The sequence below is a fragment of the Burkholderia sp. MS389 genome (assembly GCF_016899425.1).
GTDB lineage: Bacteria > Pseudomonadota > Gammaproteobacteria > Burkholderiales > Burkholderiaceae > Burkholderia > Burkholderia sola.
The window spans coordinates 1,183,696-1,203,306 of the sequence record NZ_CP045995.1 but is presented as its reverse complement, the minus strand read 5'-3'; the positions used below and the strand labels follow the sequence as shown (position 1 = coordinate 1,203,306).

Here is a 19,611-nt window from a genome sequence, read left to right as displayed (position 1 = left end):
TGCAATGCGCCCGCGGCGATAATCAGAAGTCCGACGCTTCGACGCAGAAGGGCGCGCATGGCGGGTCAATGCTGCGTCAAGGGCGTGTAATTCGCCGCCTTCGTGACATCGGCGTGCGGATTCGAGATGGCGTTTTCCATCACGCCGACCACTTTGCCGCCGCTTACCAGCGCTGGCACGTCGTGACTGGGCAGCAGGAAGCGGCTCGTCGCGAGCGCGCGCTTGATCGCGCGCTTCTCGTCGAGCGTTGACATCGCGCGATTGGCGGTGATCGTCGGCTCGTGCGCAGCCTGATCGAGGATCGGATCGATCAACTGATCCTGCAGGTTGTAAGCGATGTCGCCGCTGATGTTCGCGATTCCCTCGTCGGTTTCAACGAGCACCGACAGCGACCCCGGCGTATGGCCGCCCGACAGGCGAACCGCGACGCCCGGAATGACTTCCTCTTCGAACGTGCCGTCGACGTCGAACAGCCGGATTGCTCCGCGCGTGTGCAGGCGGTCGATCAGATGCTTCGTGTCGGCCGCGGTATACATCAACGGGCCCATGATTCCGGAGGCCGCGAATTCCAGCTCGCGGCGCGAGATGCCGACCGTGGTCGTCATCGGAAACCGATCGGTCATGCCGACGTGATCGATATGCGCATGCGTATGCACGATGTGACGGATGTCGGCCATCTTCAGGCCATGTTGCGCAAGGTGATGCTCGATCGTCATTTCCGGGGTGACTTCGTACGGCAGGCCGAACGCCGCGTACTGCTCGACGCTGCGCGACCCCGTATCGACGAGCACGGGCTCGGTGCCGCCCGTGATCAGAAACCCGAGCACCGGTATCGTCACCTGCTTGCCCGGTTCGCGAAACAGGACGAGGCCGCTCGAATCCAGCGACATGTTGCCGAAGTTGATCGGGTGAATCTTCAAGCTCATGGCTGCTCTCCGCTGTGGATCGGCACGTTATTGAACCGATCGGTTCATTATGTGCGGATAAGTGATGTGGCGCCAATTAAAAAAACCAATCGGTTCAAAATGGTCGGCCTATCGATGGGCGGCCGCCCGGCCCGCGCGTCAGAGCAGCCGTAACGCCTGCATGAATGCGCCGACCGCGTCCTGTTCAGCGGCGGCGGGGAGGTTGCGTTCGATGCAGTAACCGGTAAAGAACACCGTCACGAGGGTGGCGATGGCCGCGGCGGGCAGTCGGTGTGCCTCCGCCTCGATGTTCTCGACGATGTGCGGCATCAGCCGGTGGTGATACGCGCCGACCACGTTGCGCACGCGTTCGGACAGCGACGGAAATTCGCGGATCGAATTGACGGAGAAGCAGCCTACGCAGCCGTCCTCTTGCGGATCGCCCAGCCGTAGAAAGCGCTCGATGTTGCCGTAGCCCTTCGGTTCCGCGGTGAGAATTTGCAGAGCACCGCGATGTTCGTAGTAGTAGACGAGGGTATGCAGGAACAGGTCTTCCTTGTCCTCGAACTCCGAATAGAGGCCGGACTTATTGACGCCGGTCGCTTGTTCCAGTTGCTGGAGCGACGTGCCGGCGAAGCCGTACTTCCAAAAGAGCGGGAGGGTCTTTTGCAGCACGCCTTCGCGACTGAATTTCTTGGGTCTGCCCATGTCCGTCACACCGTGTGATGATATCAACCATTTTAAACCGAACGGTTCTTTTGGGTGTTTTCGGTAGTACCGAGGACCGGGTAATCGTCCTTTTCGTGCACGTCTTTAAGACGGGTTCTGTTCAGGAGGCATCATGTCCGTGCTGTACGTGTATCGCTGCCGAGCCTGCGGCCAACGCGGCGAGGTTCATCACCCGGACGACAGCGACGACGGCGCGGCCGCTACCTGCGCGAAGTGCTACGAGCCGGTCACGCTGGAGTGGGACGGCGGTGTGACGCTCGAAGTCGCGCCGTACGACGGCGGGCCGACACCCGACGAGATCAAGGCGATGCGGCAGCGTGGCCGGCGCGCCCGGGCGTAGGCCGCCGCGCTGCTCGGCGTGAAGGAGCGCCAGGTCCAGCGCTGGGAGGCCGGCCATGACGTACTGTTTTGTTATGCTCTGGTGTGATCGCATGGAATCAGAGACGAACGATGCTCATTCGAGAACAAGGGCGCCTCATCAAGTTGCTTCGGGCCGCGCCGCCGAAGCGGCCTTCCATCAGGGCGCGGGCGCGCGAATGCGTCATCGGTACGTTTCGTGTCGATGAACCTGTCCCGACTGGGCTGCTTGACACTCTGTCCCGCGACGAGCGCAAGCTGCTCGAGCGATGGCTCGAAGCATATCGGGAAAGCAAGGCGCGCGATCAAGTGCGCCCCGTGCTGGCCGGCGCACCCGAACAGCTCGAGAGGCTCGTTGGTGCGCTCGAAGTGGCGGCCGACACTTTGTCGAGCGCCGAAGCAGATCAGATTTGGGTGCAGCTTCATGCGATTGCGCGCACGTTGAAGAGAGCGGGGCATCCGCGGCCGCGAGCAGCACGTCGGTCGCCGGCGGCACTGCCAGGGCAGCAGGACTTCTTTGGTGAATTCGACGAGCTCGAGCGGCTGGCCGAACAATGAACATGCGCCGCTTGATCTTCTCTATGCGAGGCGGACGGGCAGAGGTTGGCGCACCGGTCGTCTACAACAACGACATCTGGCTCGATGTGCTTTCGTCGATCGCCTGATCGGTTTCCTTCGCGGGCCGGTTCCGCCGAGCTGCGGATTGCGCATGCCCGTTTGGCACTTCAATTTCAGTGATCTGCTGATACTTACGTGCCCAGTCGGCCCCGAGTACATCGGCGGAGAACACGACACCCGGCGCAATCTGAACAAGCTGGCTCATCGGCAGGTCTTCCTAAGCGGACTGAACGTCGAAGTGCGCAGCGGCGTAGCGCGCGCTGCAGTTTCACACTTCGACGCCGTTACGGGTGGGGGTCAAGATTCGATGGAAATCAACACTGAACGCATTGCGGGGTTTATCTCTGGTTATTTCAGCATTCAAGCGAGACACTTACAAATCAATAACTTACTTATTATTAAACGATATATTACATTTCTCATAATGAGGGATCTGGCGTGCATCAAAACTTTTTTGATGCGGTCAAAAAATGTTGACGCGACGTTTTTTGTCTGGAAATATCGTGCGAACATTCGAAGCGAACCTAATGACAGAGACGGCTCTCCATTGATTCGCTTCGCGCAATAGGCAGAAGATTTTCAGTTTTTCAGGAATCGCCGTTCGATCAAGGTGACCCCACCTTTTCGATCCGGCAGTGGGTCACCTCGCCTCGGCGACGTGAAGGGCCATTTCGGCCAATAGTGCGCATGTGGTTTTTGCGTTCTTAAATTTACATTTAGGAATGCGAAAATGGAAAAGACGAGCACAACCCGCCCGGATCGTGCGGTTAAGATCTTCACGCAAAAGTAACGGCATCATCTGTAGGTCGTTCCGCATGGTTTGGCGTTACGCCATGCGGAACGACTCGTTCGGAGTCGATTGGAACGAATGCGCGACCATAAACCATGCACCATATCAATTCCCTGGCCTATTTCAGAGAGGATGGTCTTTTTGTTCTAGGTGACAAGAAAGGAAGTGTAGAACTGGTTAAGTCGGAGGACCTGAAAACTGTCTCTCTGACGAGCGTTGGCAGCACAACGATTCAGGCCATCTCGGTTTGCGACGCGCGTCATCTCGTGGCCACACTGAACAAGAATTTCACGATCACGATATTGAAGGTTTCATATGAAAATCTTGAAATCGTCACGTCGATCAACAGTCTCGAGTACATGGTTGAAGACGGTTATCAGATTGCCTTTTCGGAAAGTCAGGAAATAGCGTTCAGTCCTGGTGGTCATCGGATTGCGGTGAACGGTCCGACCGGGCAGACGCTGATCTTCGATCTGAACGATGCGATGCAGATCGTCGCGTGGCGCTCGTTGCGGCATGAAAGCCCGGCGGCACCGACCACCGCAGCATGGGCGTCCGATACCGTTCTGCTGGTTGGCCTGATTGATGGCAGCATTGTGCGTTATGACTATCAGAGCGAGCACCAGACGCTGACCCGCATCGAGGGCATCAACGAAACGATACACTGGTTCGAGCGCGAGCCGTCCGGCACATGGCTTGTCGCGACAGACGCACGGCGTCTAGTTCGGTTCGACGACCGGACGCTCGAATATGAGATCGGCCCTCCATTCGCGAACGACGATTTCGAGCACGTGACGCGCGAGCCGTCGACGGGCAAGATCTTCGCGTCGTCGTTCGATCGCAACGTGTACGAGATCGACCCGTTGTCGCTAGCACCGACGCGCGTCGCATTCAAGGCGCCGTTCAAGCTGCGCTGGATCCGGGCCGGCACGGAAGCGGGTGCGGTGAAGCTGTACCTGCAAGTCCGGAACGGCAGCTTCCTGAAAGTGGATTACGACACCGGGCACGTGGAGGCGGCGATTCATACGGCGCTTCCAGCTCTATGGAGCGCCGCCTATTTCGGCAACGATTTGGTGATCGGTGGCGAGGGGGGGCTGTTCCGCGCAGTAGGCGACACCGTCGCCGGCTGGCCCTCGCCGGGCGACGACGACATCGTCCCGGGCGGTCACTACATCAAGCGTCTGGTGTCGCATGGCAACAAGCTGGCTTGCGGGACGTCTGCGAAGACGATGGTCCTCGTCGATCCGGACGGTATCCGCCGCCGCGAAGTTGGCGCGGCAGTCCGCGATCTGGCCTTCGTCGACGCCGAGACGGTGCTGGCATGCTTGGAGGATGGCAGTCTGGTCGAGATCCCATGGCGACATTCCGACGCCTGCCGGACGGTCTTCAAGAGTGCCAGCGAGCCGCTCTGGTCGCTGGCGATCCACCCGGACAACCGAACAGTCGCGGTCGGCGAGCGGATGGGCCGAATCGTCATTCTGACGCGCGACGACGCAGGCGAGATGCAGGAAGTGATCGACACATCGTCGCGCATCCCCAAGCGGATGAAATGGCTGAATCAGGACGTCTTGCTCGCGGTGCACAGCTCCGCGATCGACAGGATTACGTGCGTCGCCGGCAAGTGGCGCCATGACGAGAATTTTTACAACGGCCAATCGAACACCGTCGAGGATTTCCTCGCGCTCGAGAACGGCAAGTTTCTGGTCGGCATCACATATAACAAACTGATCATGGTGTGGGACGTTGCTACGGGCGAACTTCTGAGTTCGAGCTACTGGGACTTCGACTACGCGAAGGGGATGATTCGAGTCCAAGACTCGGAGAGTGAATTCCTAGTCTACGGCCGCGACATGATCATGAAGCAGTTTTGCCTGCACGATGCGCAGGTGATCTGCATGAAGATATTCGAGAAGACGAAGCACTGAATCTTTCACGCAGCGTGACGCGGATGCCCGTTCCGGATGACACCATGATCAAGAATCCTATCTATTTTTCGTTGCCGCGGCAGTTCTATCTCTTCCAAGGCGGGATCATATTTGGGTATTTTGCATTGCGCCTGATGGTCCTGGGCACGTCGTGGTGGTGTCTTGCAAAAACGCACAGCACCGTGGCGCTCGGCTCGGTCATTTCCGCGTCCGTGCTACTCGAACTGCTCGCGGTTCCGCTCGCGGCGCCGCTCGGCGATCGCTTCGGCGCAAAGCTGATCAAAGTCACGTTCGCGATCCAAGCGCTGTGCCTGTTCATGCTCGCGTCGGCCGCGCTGTTTCTGAAGACGTTCAGCCTCGTCGCCGTCGTGCCTCTATTGGTGATCTCGCAACTCGCCGACGCCGCGCGGGATCCTCTCGCGGACTCATTGCTTCCGCAACTAATCGGTAACGACGCACTGGTCGACGGTGAGCGCGTGCGTCGGGCGCTTGGCACGCTGTCTCGAATCCTCGGGCCGGTTGTCGGGGGGGCGGTTACTGCGATGATGGGGCCGTCCATCACGCTGTATCTCGCCGCAGCGGCGCTGGTCGTCGGCGGTTACATGTGCATGGCATCCGACGCGGGACGCCCGCGCGCTCGTGCCCAAGTGGGTGCTACGTCGCGCAAGTCCAGCGGATGGGTCCGAGAATTGGCGCATGGTTTCCTCAGCGTGATCGCGATTCGGACCGAGCTGGCGATCGCGTTCGGCAACTCGTTCCTGACGGTCGCCGTAAGCACGTTCATGTTGATCGCGCTGCCCCAGCTCGCGCAGGAGACGCTCGGCGCATGGGTAATGGGCGCGGTCGACGGTGCGTTTGGATGCGGCGTCTTCGTGGCCGCGACCCTCGTCGTGAAACCGTTGAACGGACGATTCGGCCGTTACGGCACGGTGGTCCTCGGCTTGCTAATGCACGTTGCGGCGTTCGTCGTGCTGTTCGCGTGTGCGAGGGTCGTGCCCTTGGTGGTGGCCGGCGGCTTCGCGCTCGGCTTCGCGTCGGTGCTCGTCGCGACCAATCTCACCGCGCTGCGTCTTCAAGCGACGCCGCCCGACTATCGGACACGCGTGATCGCCAACACCATGTTCATCTCGTCTATCTTTCTGCCGGGCGCCTTGTACGTCGCCGGCTGGGTCGCTCGCGGGTGGGGAAGCGGTGCGCTGCTGGGCAGCCTCTTCACTTGTGCGCTAGTCGCGACGCTTATCATCCCGTTCGCGCCGCATCTGAGGAACCTGCTAGGAAAGGACAAGCAGGAAGGCGCATCCGATTATGCTGCATTGTTTCCGAAAGCCTTCGGCAATCGCTCGTGGAGTGAATCTTGAAAGCATTGATCGTCAGCGGTAGCCATCGAGCACAGTCGCAAAGCGGCCGGGTGGCGAAAACCCTGTGTCAGCATTTCCTGCCTGCACATTTCTCCAGCATCACCATCCACGATCTAAGCGAAATGGATCTTCCGTTCTGGGACGAGGCGGTATGGGACGACGCATCGCCGTGGGATGCGAAGCTCGAGCGGGTACGCCGCGACCAGCGCGAAGCCGACGCGCTGATCTTTGTTTGTCCCGAGTGGAACGGGATGGCTCCGCCGCGCTTGAAGAACTATTTCTTGTTCGGCGATACCGGCAGCCTTGAGGACAAGCCAGCCCTTATCGTGGCCATTAGCGCAGGGGTCGGCGGTGCGTACGTCGTATCGGAACTGCGGTCGAGCGGCTACAAGAACACGAAACTCTGCTACATCCCTGAGCACGTGATTATTCGGGACGTCGAGAACTCACTCACAACGGCGCCGCAGTTCGCCGGCGATCCGATCGCTGAGCGTTGCCGTTACGCGATCCGGAAGCTCGCGCGCTATGCGGACGCGTTGTCCGAGGTCAGGTCCCAAGGAAGCGAGCCCGGCGCTTACCCGTACGGCATGTAGTGAACTACGCGCAAGCGCTCCGGCCGCGCGGCATGCGCGAAGTACGACGGTAGCCAGCATGCCACGCGACGTGGCCATCGATTGTCGGCCGATTCTTGCCGACCTTGGAATGCACGGTGTCCTATGAAGAAATCCGCAACCATTAGGTCGATGGTGACGCTGCCGCTCGAGTTGCCGGGCGGCGGCGTCTCGTCCGGCAAGATCGTGAGCTTTTCGGGGCTCCACGATAGGCTCGAACATTTCGCATTGGTGCTGGGTTCGCCCGATCCGCTGTGCCCGCTGGTTCGCGTGCATTCAGAATGCGTGACCGGTGACGTGCTCCGATCGATCCGGTGCGACTGCGGCCCTCAACTGAATGAGGCGATCCAGTGTCTGCACGACGCGGGCGGCTACCTGTTGTATCTGAGGCAGGAAGGGCGGGGAATCGGCCTGTACCAGAAACTTGCCGCGTATCGTCTTCAGGACGACGGGCATGACACGTTCGAAGCGAACCGACTGCTCGGCTTTCGCGACGACGAACGCGAGTACGGGAGTGCGGCGGCGATGCTCGTGGCCCTGTCCGTGTCACGGATCCGCTTGTTGAGCAACAACCCCGACAAGCAGGCGCAGCTCGAGGCGGCGGGCATCATCGTCGCTGAGCGGATACCGACGGGTGTATTCGTCGCCGAGCACAATCGGCGCTATCTGGAAGCGAAGGTGCGGGTCGCGCACCACACAATAAGCATGGACAATCCGGAGGTGATCAGATGATCGCGCATCGCTCTCCCATCAGCGGCGTAGCCGCATTCGGCGGACGCTTCGTCGCGACGGCCGGCTACGACAACCAGGTGATCCTATGGGACGCGCTTACCCAGCGCGCGCTGGGCCGCGGGTTGCACGACCATTTGGCGAACCAGGTCGAGTTCAGTCCGGACGGCCGATATCTCGTTAGCGCGTCGAGCGACCACACCGCACGGGTATGGATGCTTCCCGATATGAAACTGCACGCGGTGCTGTCCGATCACGTCGACGACGTGGAGATGGCAGTGTTCCACCCGGATCGCGAACTAATCGCGACCGCATCGCGCGATCAGCGGATCATGGTCTACAACCTAACCGGCAATCTGGTGCGCTGCTTCAATGGCCATCGCGCCGACGTAATCTCGGTCGTGTGGTCGTCGTGCGGCGACTACCTGATTTCGTCGAGCGACGACGGCACCGTCAAACGCTGGTCGCTCGACACCGGCGAACTAGTGACCGACGTCGACGTGGGCGGCGTCGAAACAGACACGATCGCGATCGACGCAGCGGGCGGTATTTACGCGGGCAACGACGAGGGCAATATCGTAGTAATCCGCAGCGTCGCGTCGAGACGATCCGCGCACATGCGGCGGGTATCAAGCGTCTAGTGTACAACTCGCGTGCGAAGCTGCTCGTCAGTCTCAGCTATGACCGCACACTGTGTGTATGGCACGTCGGCGAGACGCTCGACAAGATCGCCACGGCGTTACTGCCCGCAGAGATCTGGGCCCGCTCGTGCGCGTTCATCGACCGCGCCACACTGGCATTCGCGACGTTTGGCAACTCCTATGCGGTGTATCACATCGACACCGGTAGCTGGGACCTAACCCGCGTCGGACCGACGGCTGGCGTTAACGCGGTCGCGCTGCACGACGGGCACCGGCTGACGGTCGGCGACAGCGGTGTGTTCGCGATCGATGGCCAACCGGTTACGCATCTCGGCAGCCTGTGCAACTTCATCACGCCAACCGATGGACACATCCTCACCGGCGGCCAATTGGGGCAGGTGATGAACGCGCTGACAGGCAGAGTGCTCTATCAGCATCATTCGCCACTCAATTGCGGCGTCGCGTTCACGCGCGACGGGCATGCGCATGCACTAATCGGGACCTATACCGGTGAAGGCCTCGTATTCAGGATGGCGCAGGACAGCGGGGCCGTGCTGGTCGGGATCCTGCGGCTCCATACGAACGCCGTCAAGTCTGTCGCGGTATCCGACGGTGTCATTTTCTCAGTGTGCGCCGACCGGGGCGCCGCGTGGTTCTCGGTCGATACCCTTGATGAGATTGGCCGGGTTGACGACGCACACGACCGGATCGCGAACGGCGCCGCGCCGTTGCCGGACCGTCGCTTCGTGAGTGTAAGCCGGGACCGAAAGATGCGCATCTGGCGGGAGCAGCACATGGAAACGCTTGATACGCCACATGAACATTCGATCAAGTGCGTGGCTACGTCGCGCGACGGGCGCTACATCGCGAGTGGTTCCTATTCCGGCGTCGTTGCGGTGTTCGATGTGATCGACGCGCGCTGGGTCGCGACGGTACGCCCGACGACATCTGGCATTTCGTCGATCTGCAACGGACCAGCGACCGGCACGTTCCTGATGAGTTCGTACGACGGACACGTATACGAATTGGATGTTGCTGCTGAAATTGTGCAGGGCGAGTCGCATGCGCAATCCGAACTTGCTTGATCCGCGGACCGCGATGGGTTTGCCCGGCCGATTCCACGACCGACTCGGCCGTAACCTGCTGTCTGCGCATGAGGATCTGGTCGAATGCGATGCGGTGCAACTGATCGAAGTGCTGGAGTCGATCTCGGCGGATCGCCAACGCCGCTTCGCAGCGGGGCTGATGCTCGGGCTGCGCGGCGATCCGCGCATATCGGTCGAACGACCACAGATGATCCGGCTGGCCGGCGGGCGGGTGACGCTCGGGTTGAGCCGGCACGAGGTCGAGCGGGTGGTGGCGCAATGGGCGCATCACGGCGTGCAGCGGGAATGGATCCTGAAGGAGTGTCCTGAGTATGAGTGCGACGTCGCGCCGTTTGCGCTGGCGCGGTTTCCGGTGACAAACGCCGAATATCGCGCGTTTCTCGAGGCGACGCACAGCGACCTTCTGCCGACTTCATGGCAGTTTGGCATGTATCCGGCGTGGTTCGCCAATCATCCCGTCTGGACTGTTCCGCCGGCCGCCGCCGACGCGTATGCGGCGTGGCTGAACGAGCGGACCGGGCGGCGGTTTCGGCTGCCAACCGAAGCTGAATGGGAGTACGCCGCGTCGGACGGCGGACGGCGCGAGTATCCGTGGGGCGACGAGTTTGATCCGGCGTGCGCGAATACTGCCGAGGACGGGCCGTTGTTCACAAGCCCGGTCGGCATGTATCCGCGAGGACGAAGCGCCGCTGGGATCGACGACATGGGCGGCAACGTAGAGGAATACACGGCCGACGACTACGCTGTCTATCCGGGTGGCGAAACGATTGATGACGATCTTCTGCGCATCTGCGGCACCTATCGCGTTGCGAGGGGCGGAAGCTTCACGCGGTTCGGCGACCTCGCGCGATGCCGGCGCCGGCACGGATGGTATCCGGGCGCGATCTATGCGATGGGATTTCGCTTGGCGGAAACGCTCTAGTAGGGTGGTAATCCCCCCGCAGAACCGGCGGGATCAGAAGTAGAATTTTCTCGTTGAGGGAGTTCTACAGAATGAAGAAGTCGAGATTCACGGACAGCCAGATCATGGATGCGCTCAAGCGCGTGGAGGCGGGGCTGGCGGTACCGGACCTGTGCCGGGAACTGGGCATCAGCACGGCGACGTTCTACAAATGGCGCTCGAAATATGGTGGCATGGATGTGTCGCTGATCGCACGGATGAAGGAACTGGAGGCTGAGAATGCCCGGCTGCGCAAGATGTACGTCGAGGAGAAGATCAAGGCAGAGATCGTCGCGGAGGCACTCGCAAAAAAGGGCTGAGGCCATCTCGCCGGCGCGAGATGGCCAAGCATGCGGTGTCCAGTCGAGGCGTGTCGATCCGGCTGGCATGTGAGGCGTTCGGGAACAGCCAGACTTGCTATCGGTACGCCAACGTGCGCGATGCCGAGAACGACGAGATTGCGAACTGGCTGCTGCGTCTGACCGACAACCACCGGAACTGGGGCTTCGGGTTGTGCTTCCTGTACCTGCGCAACGTGAAGAGCTTCGGCTGGAATCACAAGCGGGTGTACCGGATCTATCGCGAGGTGGAGTTGAACCTGCGGATCAAGCCGCGCAAGCGGCTGGTCAGACAGGTACCTGAGCCGCTGGCGGTACCGTCTGCCGTCAACCAGGTCTGGTCGATGGACTTCATGCACGACCAACTGGCCGATGGGCGCAGCATCCGGCTGTTCAACGTGATCGACGACTTCAACCGCGAAGCGCTCGGAATTGAGATCGACTTCTCCTTGCCGTCGGAGCGGGTGATCCGTGCGCTACGGCAGATCATCGGTTGGCGTGGCAGACCGAAAGCGATTCGGTGTGACAACGGCCCCGAGTACCTAAGTGCAGCGATCACCGAATGGGCCCGGCAGTACGACATCAAGCTCGACTACATCCAGCCGGGGAAGCCTCAGCAGAATGCGTATGTCGAGCGATTCAACCGGACCGTGCGATACGAATGGCTGTCGCAGTACCACTGGGAAGACTCGGACCATGTGCAGCGCTTCGCGACCGACTGGATGTGGACTTACAATCACGACCGCCCGAACATGGCCCTGGGCGGATTTACGCCGAAGCAGCGGCTGGCCATGGCCGCTTAGTTTCTACTTCTGAACCCCGTGGAAAACGGGGGGATTACCGGGGGACCTCATTTGGCTCGACGCTCATTGATTGCGTCTAGGCAAACCTTGACGGCATTAACGAAATTGCAACCTGTCAAGTGACGAACGAAGTCAATCGATCCGCCGCCACCTCGATCTACGGCGCCTTCAGGCAATAGCTGATTAACGAACTTTGGGCCGGTGAAAATGAAGATGAAATCTACCCCACCTGTACACGTTTACTTCGACGTCTCGGATCTAGCGGTGCATAAAGGTGATCGAGTTTATGGAACGCGCCGAGGTGTTCGAGGACTATTGAGAAAGGAACGGCGCGGGCTTCGTCGATTTGCTCTGGACTCCACGGACGATCAACCATGAAAGCACTCCCTGGGCGGCACTACTGCATTGAGATAGACAGCTTAGCCTTGGGGGTACTTATTGACACATTGCATCTGGTGCCCAATATGTCAACGATCCTAGTACGCTCGAAAAACATTGACAACAGTCGGTCTTGCCTGTTAGTTGGAGATCAGTCGCTTGTTATTTACAGTGATGATGCCGGTCATCTTAAGACCAGCGAATTGAACGCGGTGCCGGACGGCTCGCGGCCGACACGTTCCCACAGCTCGTCGCCCAGCAGTTGAAACGCGAGCGTGCACGCGAACAGCTTCGAGATGCTCTGGATCGAGAAGCGCTCGTGCGCATCGCCGACCGTGTAAACGTTTCCGTCGAGCGTCACGACGGCCATCCCGAACTTGTCGGCGGGCACTTTCGCGAGTTCGGGAATGTAGTCGGCGACCCGGCCCTGGCCGATCCAGGGGGCGAGTTCGGTGTGGATGCGTTCAAGAATCGTCTGGTAATTCATCACGTCAGGCAGGGTAGAAGCAGAGCCGGGATTCCGGCGAGCCCGTATGGAACCGTCCCGGCGTCGATTCGTCAAGCGCGGCCGGAATCCCGCCCTTATTTTCAAGACCGCCAAACAGGTGAGCGGCGGGCGCAGTATCATGCGGTACGTTTCGGCCGAGGGCCGGCGTCCGGCACCCGCCGGCGCCCCCCGCGGCTTCCTCGATGATCCGACCGCCGCCCATGTCTTTTCGCATCCTGCTCGTCGAAGACGACACCCGCTTGTCCACGCTGATCGCCGGCTACCTGCGCAAGAACGACTATGAAGTCGACACCGTGCTGCATGGTGACGCCGCGGTGCCGGCGATCCTGTCCATTCGTCCCGATCTCGTCATCCTCGACGTGAACCTGCCGGGCAAGGACGGTTTCGAAATCTGCCGCGAGGCGCGCAAGCAGTACGACGGCGTGATCATCATGGTGACGGCGCGCGACGAGCCCTTCGACGAGCTGCTCGGCCTCGAATTCGGCGCGGACGACTACGTGCACAAGCCGGTCGAGCCGCGCATCCTGCTCGCGCGGATCAAGGCACAACTGCGCCGCGCGCCCGCGCGCGCGGCCGAGAGCACCGCGCCGCAGCCGGAGCGCTACGCGTTCGGCAAGTTCTCGATCGACCGCACCGACCGCACCGTCGTGCTGCCCGACGGCAGCACGCCCGATCTGACGTCGGCCGAATTCGACCTGCTGTGGGCGCTCGTGTGTCATGCGGGCGAAGTCGTCAGCCGCGACGATCTGATGCTGCAGTTGCGCGGCGTCGAATTCGACGGCCTCGACCGCACGATCGACGGGCGCATCTCGAAGCTGCGCCGCAAGCTGCGCGACGACGCGAGCAACCCGCAGCGGATCAAGACGATCCGCAGCAAGGGTTATCAATTCAGCAAGCACGCGTGGGAATGACGCCGCGCTCGCGCGACGCCGTCACGTTCCGCGCGGGCATTCCGCCCGCCGGCCGGGAGCCGCGATGATTCGACGAACCCGTTCGCACCCCGATGCACCGCCGTTGCCGACGCTGCGCTACGTCAAATGGCGCTGGCTGCATTTCCGCCGCGCGTGGACCGACACGCGCGCCGACCGCATTCCGAGCTGGTCGCGCCTGTACGTGCGCACTTACCTGCATCTGCTCGGCCTCGTATTGCTCACCGCGCTGGTGCCCGCGCTCGCGCTGTGCGTCGTGTTGTCGCCGCAGGTCGTGTGGCACGCGTTCGACGCGTTGCCGGGCGACATCTGGATCGTGCTGGCGTTCGTGTTCACCGCGCCCGCGCTCGCCGCGTACCGGTGGATGCGGCCGGTCTGGTCGGATCTCGTGATGGTGCGCGAGCGTGCGATCGACTTCACCGGCGGGCGTTTCAACACGCGCGCCCGCGAATCGCACAGCGTGATCATCGGCCCGCTCGCGCGCACGCTGAATGCGCTCGCGATGCGCATGGAGCGGCTGATCGCCGCGCAGCGCGATCTGACGAACGGGATCTCGCATGAACTGCGCACGCCGCTCGCGCGCGTGCGCTTTGCACTCGAAATGCTGCGCGAACCCGGTTCGGCGGCCGAATACCAGGGTGCGCTCGAGAGCATCGCGCAGGACGTGACCGAGCTCGAGGAGCTGATCGACATGAGCTTGACGTACGCGCGGCTCGAATACAGCTCGCTGCAGTCGAACCTCGAGATGACCGCGCCGGTCGCGTGGTTCGAGCACCAGGTGAACGACGCGCAACTGCTGTATCCGGACCGTACGATCGAGGCCCGCGTCGCGATCGGATCGGATCTGCGCGTGAAGATGGACCGGCGGCTGATGTCGTATGCGATGCGCAACCTGCTGCGCAACGCGAGCAAGTACGCGAACGCGCGGATCGTCGTCGGGATCGCGCTCGTGCACGGCAACATCGGGATCTTCGTCGAGGACGACGGCCCGGGCGTGCCCGAAAGCGAGCGCGAACGGATCTTCGACGCGTTCGTGCGTCTCGACCGTCGCACCGGCGGCTACGGGCTCGGCCTGTCGATCACGCGGCAGGTGCTCCACGCGCACAACGGCCGGATCGCGGTCGTCGATCCGGTCGAGCTCGGCGGCGCGCGGTTCGAGATCAGCTGGCCGGTCTAGCGCGACGTCGCGCGATGCTCGGCACGCGGTAATCGTGAAGGCGCAGGCTGCCGGCGAGCGCGCAGGGCGCGACGCCGCCACGGACGCCGCCGAAGCGGCATCCGCGCAGGCTCAGTAGGTGCGGCCGAGCTGCAGGTAGAAGTTGCGTCGGCCGCCCGGCGCGAGCGCCACGCCGATATAGACGGGCCCGAACGCGGTCGACAGGCTCGTGAAGAACGTATAGCTCTGCTTGAGCGCGCCGCCGCCGATCTGCTGGCCGCTCGACCACACGTTGCCGACTTCCGCGCTGGCGCCCACCGACAGCGCCTTGATCGGCGACGCGTTGAACGTCATCAACTGGTTCATGTACGTGATCTGTCCGTACGCGAGCTCGTTGCCGTTGAGCTGATCGGCCGCATAGGCGGACAGATGCTGGAAGCCGCCGAGCGTGAAGTTGAACGCGTTGATCAGGTTGGTGCCGCCGATGCTCTTGCCGCCTTCGATCGTCGCGCTGACGCTGTGCCGGCCGAACTGCTGCGCGATCATCGCCTTGCCGTAGATCTCGGTATAGGGCGCGTTGCTGATCCCGTCGGCGAATTCCTGCGCCGAGCCGCCGTTGCGCGACACCAGCGAGCGGTCGACCCGCAGTTCGCCGAAATAACCCTTGCGCGGGAACATCGGATCGTCGAGCTGATCGATGACGAGCCGCGCCCGCGCGATCAGCGCCTGCGACGTGAAGCTCGGCCACAGCAGGCTCTGGCCGCTGCCGTCGTCGAACGGCAGGTTGTAGGTCGGCGAGCCGTGCCCGGTCACGTAACCGAGGCCGACGCGGAAATCGCCGAGCCGCGCGATCGGCAGGCCGAGGTCGATCCCGGCGCGCGCCGTCTGCATCAGGTACTGCGTGATCTTCACGTCGCCGGAGTCGTCGTACAGGTTCGCGTAGCGACGCTGGTATTCCGCGTACGGCGACAGGTACACGCCGTACGCGGTCGACAGCGGCTGGCGCAATTCGACGCGCGCCGACTGCAGGTCGCTGCCGATCGTCGTGTCCGCGCGGAATTCCAGCCCCGACTCCGTGAGCCACGGCCGCCGGTAGCCGACGTGCAGGCGGAAGCCGCCCTCGTCGGTCGAACTGCTCGACATGCCGAGCCCGAACAGCAGGAAGTTGGGCCCCCAGTACTTCTCGCGCGCGTCGATCTCGAGCACGTTGTCGTCGCCGCGGCTCACGATCTGCTGCGTGACGCTCTCGAAGTTGCCGCCCGTCGTGAGTCCGAGCAGATCCTGGCTGACGGTCTTCGGATCGTAGATGTCGCCGGGTTTCACGTGCAGCGCGTTGCTGACGACGCGCTTCGGCACGCCGCCGCTGGTCTTGATGTCGATGCGCGTGATGCGGATCGGCGGCGGCAGCGGCTGCGCGTGCGCGGACCGGTAGGCCGCGTACTGTTCCGGCGTGAGCGCGAAGCGCCGCAGCTTCGGCAGCGCCGCGGTCGCGGCGATCTCGCCGGCGGCGATCGCCTGCTTCGCGTTCTGGAAATCGGTGAACGCGAGCGCGCCGAGGTCCGGCGTGAGCAGCACGTCCTGCGCGTCGAGCTGCTTGCGCTGCGCGGTCACGTTCTGGCGGATCAGGATGCCGACCATCTGCTGCATCACGTCGGCCGGCGACGCGAGCGCGTCGAGCGGGCGCAGTTGCGAGCCGATGTCGACGGCGATCACGACGCTTGCGCCCATCTGCCGCGCGGTGTCGACGGGCAGGTTGCTGACGAGCCCGCCGTCCACGAGCGCGCGCCCGTTGATCTCGGCCGGCGCGAACAGGCCCGGCATCGCCATGCTCGCGCGAATCGCGAGCGGCAGCGAGCCGTGGTCGAGCACGACCATCTGGCCCGTCTGCAGGTCGGTCGCGACCGCGCGGTACGGGATCGGCAGCTGGTCGAACGGCTGGTTGGTCGGCACGGCGGCCGTCCAGTTCGCGAGCAGCGCCTGCAGCCGGTTGCCCTGTACGAGGCCGACCGGCGCCTTGACGCCTTTCTTGCCGAAGCCGAGCGTCAGCCCGTTGATGTACAGGCGTTCGTCTTCGCGGCTGGTTTGCGGCAGGTCCGCGCGGTCCGTCACGTCGAACGCGATATCCGCCAGGTTGACCTCCGACAGCCGCTTCTGCATCTCGTGGGCCGCCATCCCGCTCGCGTACAGGCCGCCGACCACGGCGCCCATGCTGGTGCCCGCGATGCAGTCGATCGGAATCCGGTTGTCCTCCAGTACTTTCAGGACACCGAGGTGTGCGTAGCCGCGCGCGCCCCCGCCGGACAGCACGAGGCCGATCGACGGCCGGCCGGCCGGGCCGCCGTCGGCCGCGCAGGTGTGCGCCGCCGCAGCGGGTGCGGCGGGCGCGGGCGCAGCCGGTGCGTTGACGGCAGCGGCAGCGGTCTGGGCGGCGGCGGGTTCGGCGGCCGGCAGCGGTTGCGCGGCGACCGTGCAGCACCAGAAGGCAACGAGCGTCGTGCAGAGCGGGCGCACCGGCGCCCAGCGGAAGGAAACGGTCGCTGTCATGGTGAACATACCTGGCGTGATCGTGCGTCTGAGGCCTGCCGGGAGCAGGCAAGACCGAGAGATTACCGTGTTTTACAGGCCCGACGCGAGCGGCCGTTGCGTGGCCGGACGTGCCCGAAACGCCCCATCCGGTCATTCCGTCGCGAAAAAATCATCGGAATTGCCTAAAGTATCGGAACGATTTGCCGCTAAGCTCGTGATGGGGCGGCATGGACGCGCGGCAAAATGTGCGGCGCGGCTGTCCCGGCCCGTTCCCTCACAAAGGTTTGATATGTCGACACCGCTGTTCGGAAAGTTGTTTGCGCAACCCGTTGCGATCGACCCGGGAACGGCGAGTACGCGAATCTATACGCACGAACGCGGCGTGGTGCTGAACCAGCCGTCGGTCGTCTGCTTCCGCAAGGGCGGCGCGAGCGACGCGCGGCCGACGCTCGAGGCCGTCGGCGAGCTCGCGAAGGCGCTGCTCGGCCGCGAACCGGGGCATCTCGAAGCCGTGCGGCCGATGCGGCACGGCGTGATCGCGGACGCGCACGCCGCCGAGCAGATGATCCGCAGCTTCATCGACATGTCGCGCACCCGCTCGCGCTTCAGCCGCCGGGTCGAGGTCACGTTGTGCGTGCCGTCCGACGCGACGGCCGTCGAGCGCCGCGCGATCCGCGAGGCCGCGTTCGCGGCCGGCGTATCGGAGGTCGAACTGATCGAGGAATCGCTGGCGGCCGCGCTCGGCGCGGGTTTGCCGGTGACCGAGCCGGTCGGCTCGATGGTCATCGACATCGGCGGCGGCACGACCGAAGTCGCGGTCGTCGCGCTCGGCGGCATCGTTTACCGCGAGGCGATCCGCGTCGGCGGCAGCCAGTTCGACGCGGCGATCGTCAACCACGTCCGCAACCTGTACGGCGTGCTGCTCGGCGAACAGACGGCCGAGCACGTGAAGAAGACGATCGGCTCGGCCACCAGCGCGGTGCCGCGCACGTCGACCCGCGCCGTCGGCCGCAGCATCGGCGACGGCCTGCCGCGCTCGGTCGAGCTGTCCAATCACGACGTCGCGGACGCGCTGGCCGCGCCGCTCAAGCAGGTGATCGGCGCGGTGAAGTCGGTGCTGGAAAACGCGCCGGCCGAACTCGTGACCGACATCGCGAATCGCGGCGTGGTGCTGACCGGCGGCGGCGCTTTGCTCGCCGATCTCGAACGCCTGCTGTACGACGAGACCGGGCTGGTCGCGCGGATCGCCGACGAGCCGGCCACCTGCGCGGTGCGCGGCGCCGGCGAGGCGATGGGGCGGCTCGCGATGTGCCCGGCCGATTGAGCCGGGCGGTGCTGCCGGCCGCGGCCCGGCGCACGCCTTCACATTCTTTCGATCTCCCAATGGCCGGCCTGCTCGGCCGGCATCGGTCCATCGCATGGACAGGCGCGGGCGCGCCGTGCTAGCGTGACGCGCCCGTTCGGGGCCGGGCCGGCCGACGCGCCCGACGACACCTGAGAGACCGAATACCTTGAAATATCGAACCAAACGGGGCTTCGCGGCCCGGGCCGGCCGCGTGCTGGCCGTCGTCGCGTGCGTCTGGGGCGCTGCGGCGGCCGCGATCGTCGTCCATGGCATGCGGATGCCGAGCGACCCGGCGGACGTCGCCGTGATCTTCGGCAACGCGCTCGACGCAACCGGCGCGCCGAAGCCCGTGCTCGCGGCCCGGCTCGATGTCGGCGTGCGTTGTTACCGCGCGGGGCAGTGCCCGGCGTTTCTGGTCAGCGGCGCGATCGACGGCCCCGGGCTGAACGAGGCGACGGCCATGCGCGACTACCTCGTCGCGCGCGGCGTGCCGGCGGACCGGATCGCCGTCGACGACCAGGGCGACAACACGCTCGCGACCGCGCAGCACACGCTGGCCTACCTGCGCGCACATCGCCTGTCGCGCGTGCTGATCGTCAGCCAGTATTACCACCTCGCGCGGGCGCGCCTCGCGTTCGAGCGCGTCGGCATTGCGCGGTCGAACATCTCCGCCGCGTATCCGCGCCGCTTCCAGTGGCGCGACGTCTATTCGAGCTGGCGCGAGGTGCCGGCCTACGCGGTGTATGCGGTGCGGTTGTGGATCAATCCCGATGCGCGGCCGGTGTCGTTTCGACCGATGCTTTATCTGATGAGCCTGTTTTCGTGACGGGGCGGCCCGGAAGCGCGCGCTCCCGGTGCGGGCGGTTTCGTCGTTACTCCGGTTTCCTGTCGTCTCGCGCCGGCCGCGCGAGTGTCACAG

Annotated in this window: 16 protein-coding genes and 2 pseudogenes; 13 read left to right on the top strand and 5 right to left on the bottom strand. The window is 63.5% G+C overall.

Annotated features, from left to right (window positions below):
• Window positions 1-65 precede the first annotated feature (65 nt).
• Window positions 66-926: an N-acyl homoserine lactonase family protein gene (locus GJG85_RS21795; protein WP_124631588.1), complete on the bottom strand. Its 861-nt coding sequence runs from the start codon at window positions 924-926 to the stop codon at window positions 66-68.
• Between the two features lie 138 nt (window positions 927-1,064).
• The gene (locus GJG85_RS21790; RefSeq protein ID WP_050012438.1) at window positions 1,065-1,613 is read right to left on the bottom strand and encodes a TetR/AcrR family transcriptional regulator; all 549 of its coding nucleotides are present in this window, start codon (window positions 1,611-1,613) and stop codon (window positions 1,065-1,067) included.
• 133 nt (window positions 1,614-1,746) lie between these two features.
• Between GJG85_RS21790 and GJG85_RS21785 the strand changes: the two genes are divergently transcribed.
• Together GJG85_RS21785 and GJG85_RS21780 are read left to right on the top strand one after the other, a co-directional pair.
• On the top strand, window positions 1,747-1,974 hold the full coding sequence (locus GJG85_RS21785) for a zinc ribbon domain-containing protein (protein WP_235356167.1): 228 nt from the start codon (window positions 1,747-1,749) through the stop codon (window positions 1,972-1,974).
• Window positions 1,975-2,084: 110 nt separating this feature from the next.
• Window positions 2,085-2,549, top strand: coding sequence for a hypothetical protein (locus GJG85_RS21780; protein WP_179233177.1), 465 nt, complete (start codon window positions 2,085-2,087; stop codon window positions 2,547-2,549).
• A gap of 61 nt (window positions 2,550-2,610) precedes the next feature.
• Here the strand turns inward: GJG85_RS21780 and GJG85_RS21775 are convergent, their stop codons facing one another.
• Complete coding sequence (locus GJG85_RS21775; RefSeq protein ID WP_050018297.1) at window positions 2,611-2,814, bottom strand: hypothetical protein; 204 nt, start codon at window positions 2,812-2,814, stop codon at window positions 2,611-2,613.
• 680 nt (window positions 2,815-3,494) lie between these two features.
• Here GJG85_RS21775 and GJG85_RS21770 point away from each other — a divergent pair.
• The 7 genes and pseudogenes from GJG85_RS21770 (at window position 3,495) to GJG85_RS21740 (ending at window position 11,850) form a co-directional block, all read left to right on the top strand.
• Window positions 3,495-5,324, top strand: coding sequence for a WD40 repeat domain-containing protein (locus tag GJG85_RS21770; RefSeq protein ID WP_124631587.1), 1,830 nt, complete (start codon window positions 3,495-3,497; stop codon window positions 5,322-5,324).
• A 44-nt stretch (window positions 5,325-5,368) separates the two neighbouring features.
• Entirely contained in the window at window positions 5,369-6,682 is a 1,314-nt protein-coding gene (locus GJG85_RS21765) for an MFS transporter (RefSeq protein WP_143328909.1), read from the top strand.
• A complete protein-coding gene (locus tag GJG85_RS21760; protein WP_176016976.1) occupies window positions 6,679-7,275 on the top strand; it encodes an NAD(P)H-dependent oxidoreductase in 597 nt (198 codons plus the stop codon). The genes GJG85_RS21765 and GJG85_RS21760 overlap by 4 nt, the downstream gene beginning before the upstream one ends.
• Before the next feature lie 150 nt (window positions 7,276-7,425).
• Complete coding sequence (gene ribA / locus GJG85_RS21755; RefSeq protein ID WP_239468995.1) at window positions 7,426-8,025, top strand: GTP cyclohydrolase II RibA; 600 nt, start codon at window positions 7,426-7,428, stop codon at window positions 8,023-8,025.
• Window positions 8,022-9,748 (top strand): annotated as a pseudogene (locus GJG85_RS35310) (WD40 repeat domain-containing protein). Before ribA ends, GJG85_RS35310 begins: the two are co-directional and overlap by 4 nt.
• Window positions 9,726-10,691, top strand: a complete 966-nt coding sequence (locus tag GJG85_RS21745; protein WP_124631583.1) for an SUMF1/EgtB/PvdO family nonheme iron enzyme — start codon at window positions 9,726-9,728, stop codon at window positions 10,689-10,691. The pseudogene GJG85_RS35310 and the gene GJG85_RS21745 overlap by 23 nt, the downstream one beginning before the upstream one ends.
• Before the next feature lie 71 nt (window positions 10,692-10,762).
• Window positions 10,763-11,850, top strand: a protein-coding gene (locus GJG85_RS21740) for an IS3 family transposase (RefSeq protein WP_204384402.1) whose coding sequence is annotated in 2 segments (ribosomal slippage) — window positions 10,763-11,024 and window positions 11,024-11,850 — 1,089 coding nt in all. Because the reading frame shifts where the segments join, the coding sequence is not laid out codon by codon here.
• A 571-nt stretch (window positions 11,851-12,421) separates the two neighbouring features.
• Here GJG85_RS21740 and GJG85_RS21735 read toward each other — a convergent pair.
• Window positions 12,422-12,715: pseudogene (locus tag GJG85_RS21735) on the bottom strand (glutaminase); the annotation flags it as partial.
• 221 nt (window positions 12,716-12,936) lie between these two features.
• Here GJG85_RS21735 and GJG85_RS21730 point away from each other — a divergent pair.
• Both GJG85_RS21730 and GJG85_RS21725 read left to right on the top strand, forming a co-directional pair.
• A complete protein-coding gene (locus GJG85_RS21730; protein ID WP_006498855.1) occupies window positions 12,937-13,647 on the top strand; it encodes a response regulator in 711 nt (236 codons plus the stop codon).
• Window positions 13,648-13,711: 64 nt separating this feature from the next.
• Complete coding sequence (locus GJG85_RS21725; protein ID WP_050018221.1) at window positions 13,712-14,842, top strand: ATP-binding protein; 1,131 nt, start codon at window positions 13,712-13,714, stop codon at window positions 14,840-14,842.
• Between the two features lie 111 nt (window positions 14,843-14,953).
• Here the strand turns inward: GJG85_RS21725 and GJG85_RS21720 are convergent, their stop codons facing one another.
• On the bottom strand, window positions 14,954-17,365 hold the full coding sequence (locus tag GJG85_RS21720; RefSeq protein WP_204384401.1) for a patatin-like phospholipase family protein: 2,412 nt from the start codon (window positions 17,363-17,365) through the stop codon (window positions 14,954-14,956).
• Between the two features lie 271 nt (window positions 17,366-17,636).
• Between GJG85_RS21720 and GJG85_RS21715 the strand changes: the two genes are divergently transcribed.
• A complete protein-coding gene (locus tag GJG85_RS21715; protein ID WP_050018222.1) occupies window positions 17,637-18,671 on the top strand; it encodes a rod shape-determining protein in 1,035 nt (344 codons plus the stop codon).
• A 187-nt stretch (window positions 18,672-18,858) separates the two neighbouring features.
• Complete coding sequence (locus tag GJG85_RS21710; protein WP_050018223.1) at window positions 18,859-19,518, top strand: YdcF family protein; 660 nt, start codon at window positions 18,859-18,861, stop codon at window positions 19,516-19,518.
• The last annotated feature ends 93 nt before the right edge of the window (window positions 19,519-19,611 follow it).

Excerpts from the sequence above, each read along its gene's own strand:
- GJG85_RS21720 (WP_204384401.1), bottom strand. The coding sequence starts at position 17,365 with ATGACAGCGACCGTTTCCTTCCGCTGGGCGCCGGTGCGCCCGCTCTGC.
- GJG85_RS21785 (WP_235356167.1), top strand. The coding sequence starts at position 1,747 with ATGTCCGTGCTGTACGTGTATCGCTGCCGAGCCTGCGGCCAACGCGGC.
- ribA (WP_239468995.1), top strand. The coding sequence starts at position 7,426 with ATGGTGACGCTGCCGCTCGAGTTGCCGGGCGGCGGCGTCTCGTCCGGC.
- GJG85_RS21765 (WP_143328909.1), top strand. The coding sequence starts at position 5,369 with ATGATCAAGAATCCTATCTATTTTTCGTTGCCGCGGCAGTTCTATCTC.
- GJG85_RS21730 (WP_006498855.1), top strand. The coding sequence starts at position 12,937 with ATGTCTTTTCGCATCCTGCTCGTCGAAGACGACACCCGCTTGTCCACG.
- GJG85_RS21725 (WP_050018221.1), top strand. The coding sequence starts at position 13,712 with ATGATTCGACGAACCCGTTCGCACCCCGATGCACCGCCGTTGCCGACG.
- GJG85_RS21775 (WP_050018297.1), bottom strand. The coding sequence starts at position 2,814 with ATGAGCCAGCTTGTTCAGATTGCGCCGGGTGTCGTGTTCTCCGCCGAT.
- GJG85_RS21795 (WP_124631588.1), bottom strand. The coding sequence starts at position 926 with ATGAGCTTGAAGATTCACCCGATCAACTTCGGCAACATGTCGCTGGAT.
- GJG85_RS21780 (WP_179233177.1), top strand. The coding sequence starts at position 2,085 with ATGCTCATTCGAGAACAAGGGCGCCTCATCAAGTTGCTTCGGGCCGCG.
- GJG85_RS21745 (WP_124631583.1), top strand. The coding sequence starts at position 9,726 with ATGCGCAATCCGAACTTGCTTGATCCGCGGACCGCGATGGGTTTGCCC.
- GJG85_RS21790 (WP_050012438.1), bottom strand. The coding sequence starts at position 1,613 with ATGGGCAGACCCAAGAAATTCAGTCGCGAAGGCGTGCTGCAAAAGACC.
- GJG85_RS21715 (WP_050018222.1), top strand. The coding sequence starts at position 17,637 with ATGTCGACACCGCTGTTCGGAAAGTTGTTTGCGCAACCCGTTGCGATC.
- GJG85_RS21770 (WP_124631587.1), top strand. The coding sequence starts at position 3,495 with ATGCACCATATCAATTCCCTGGCCTATTTCAGAGAGGATGGTCTTTTT.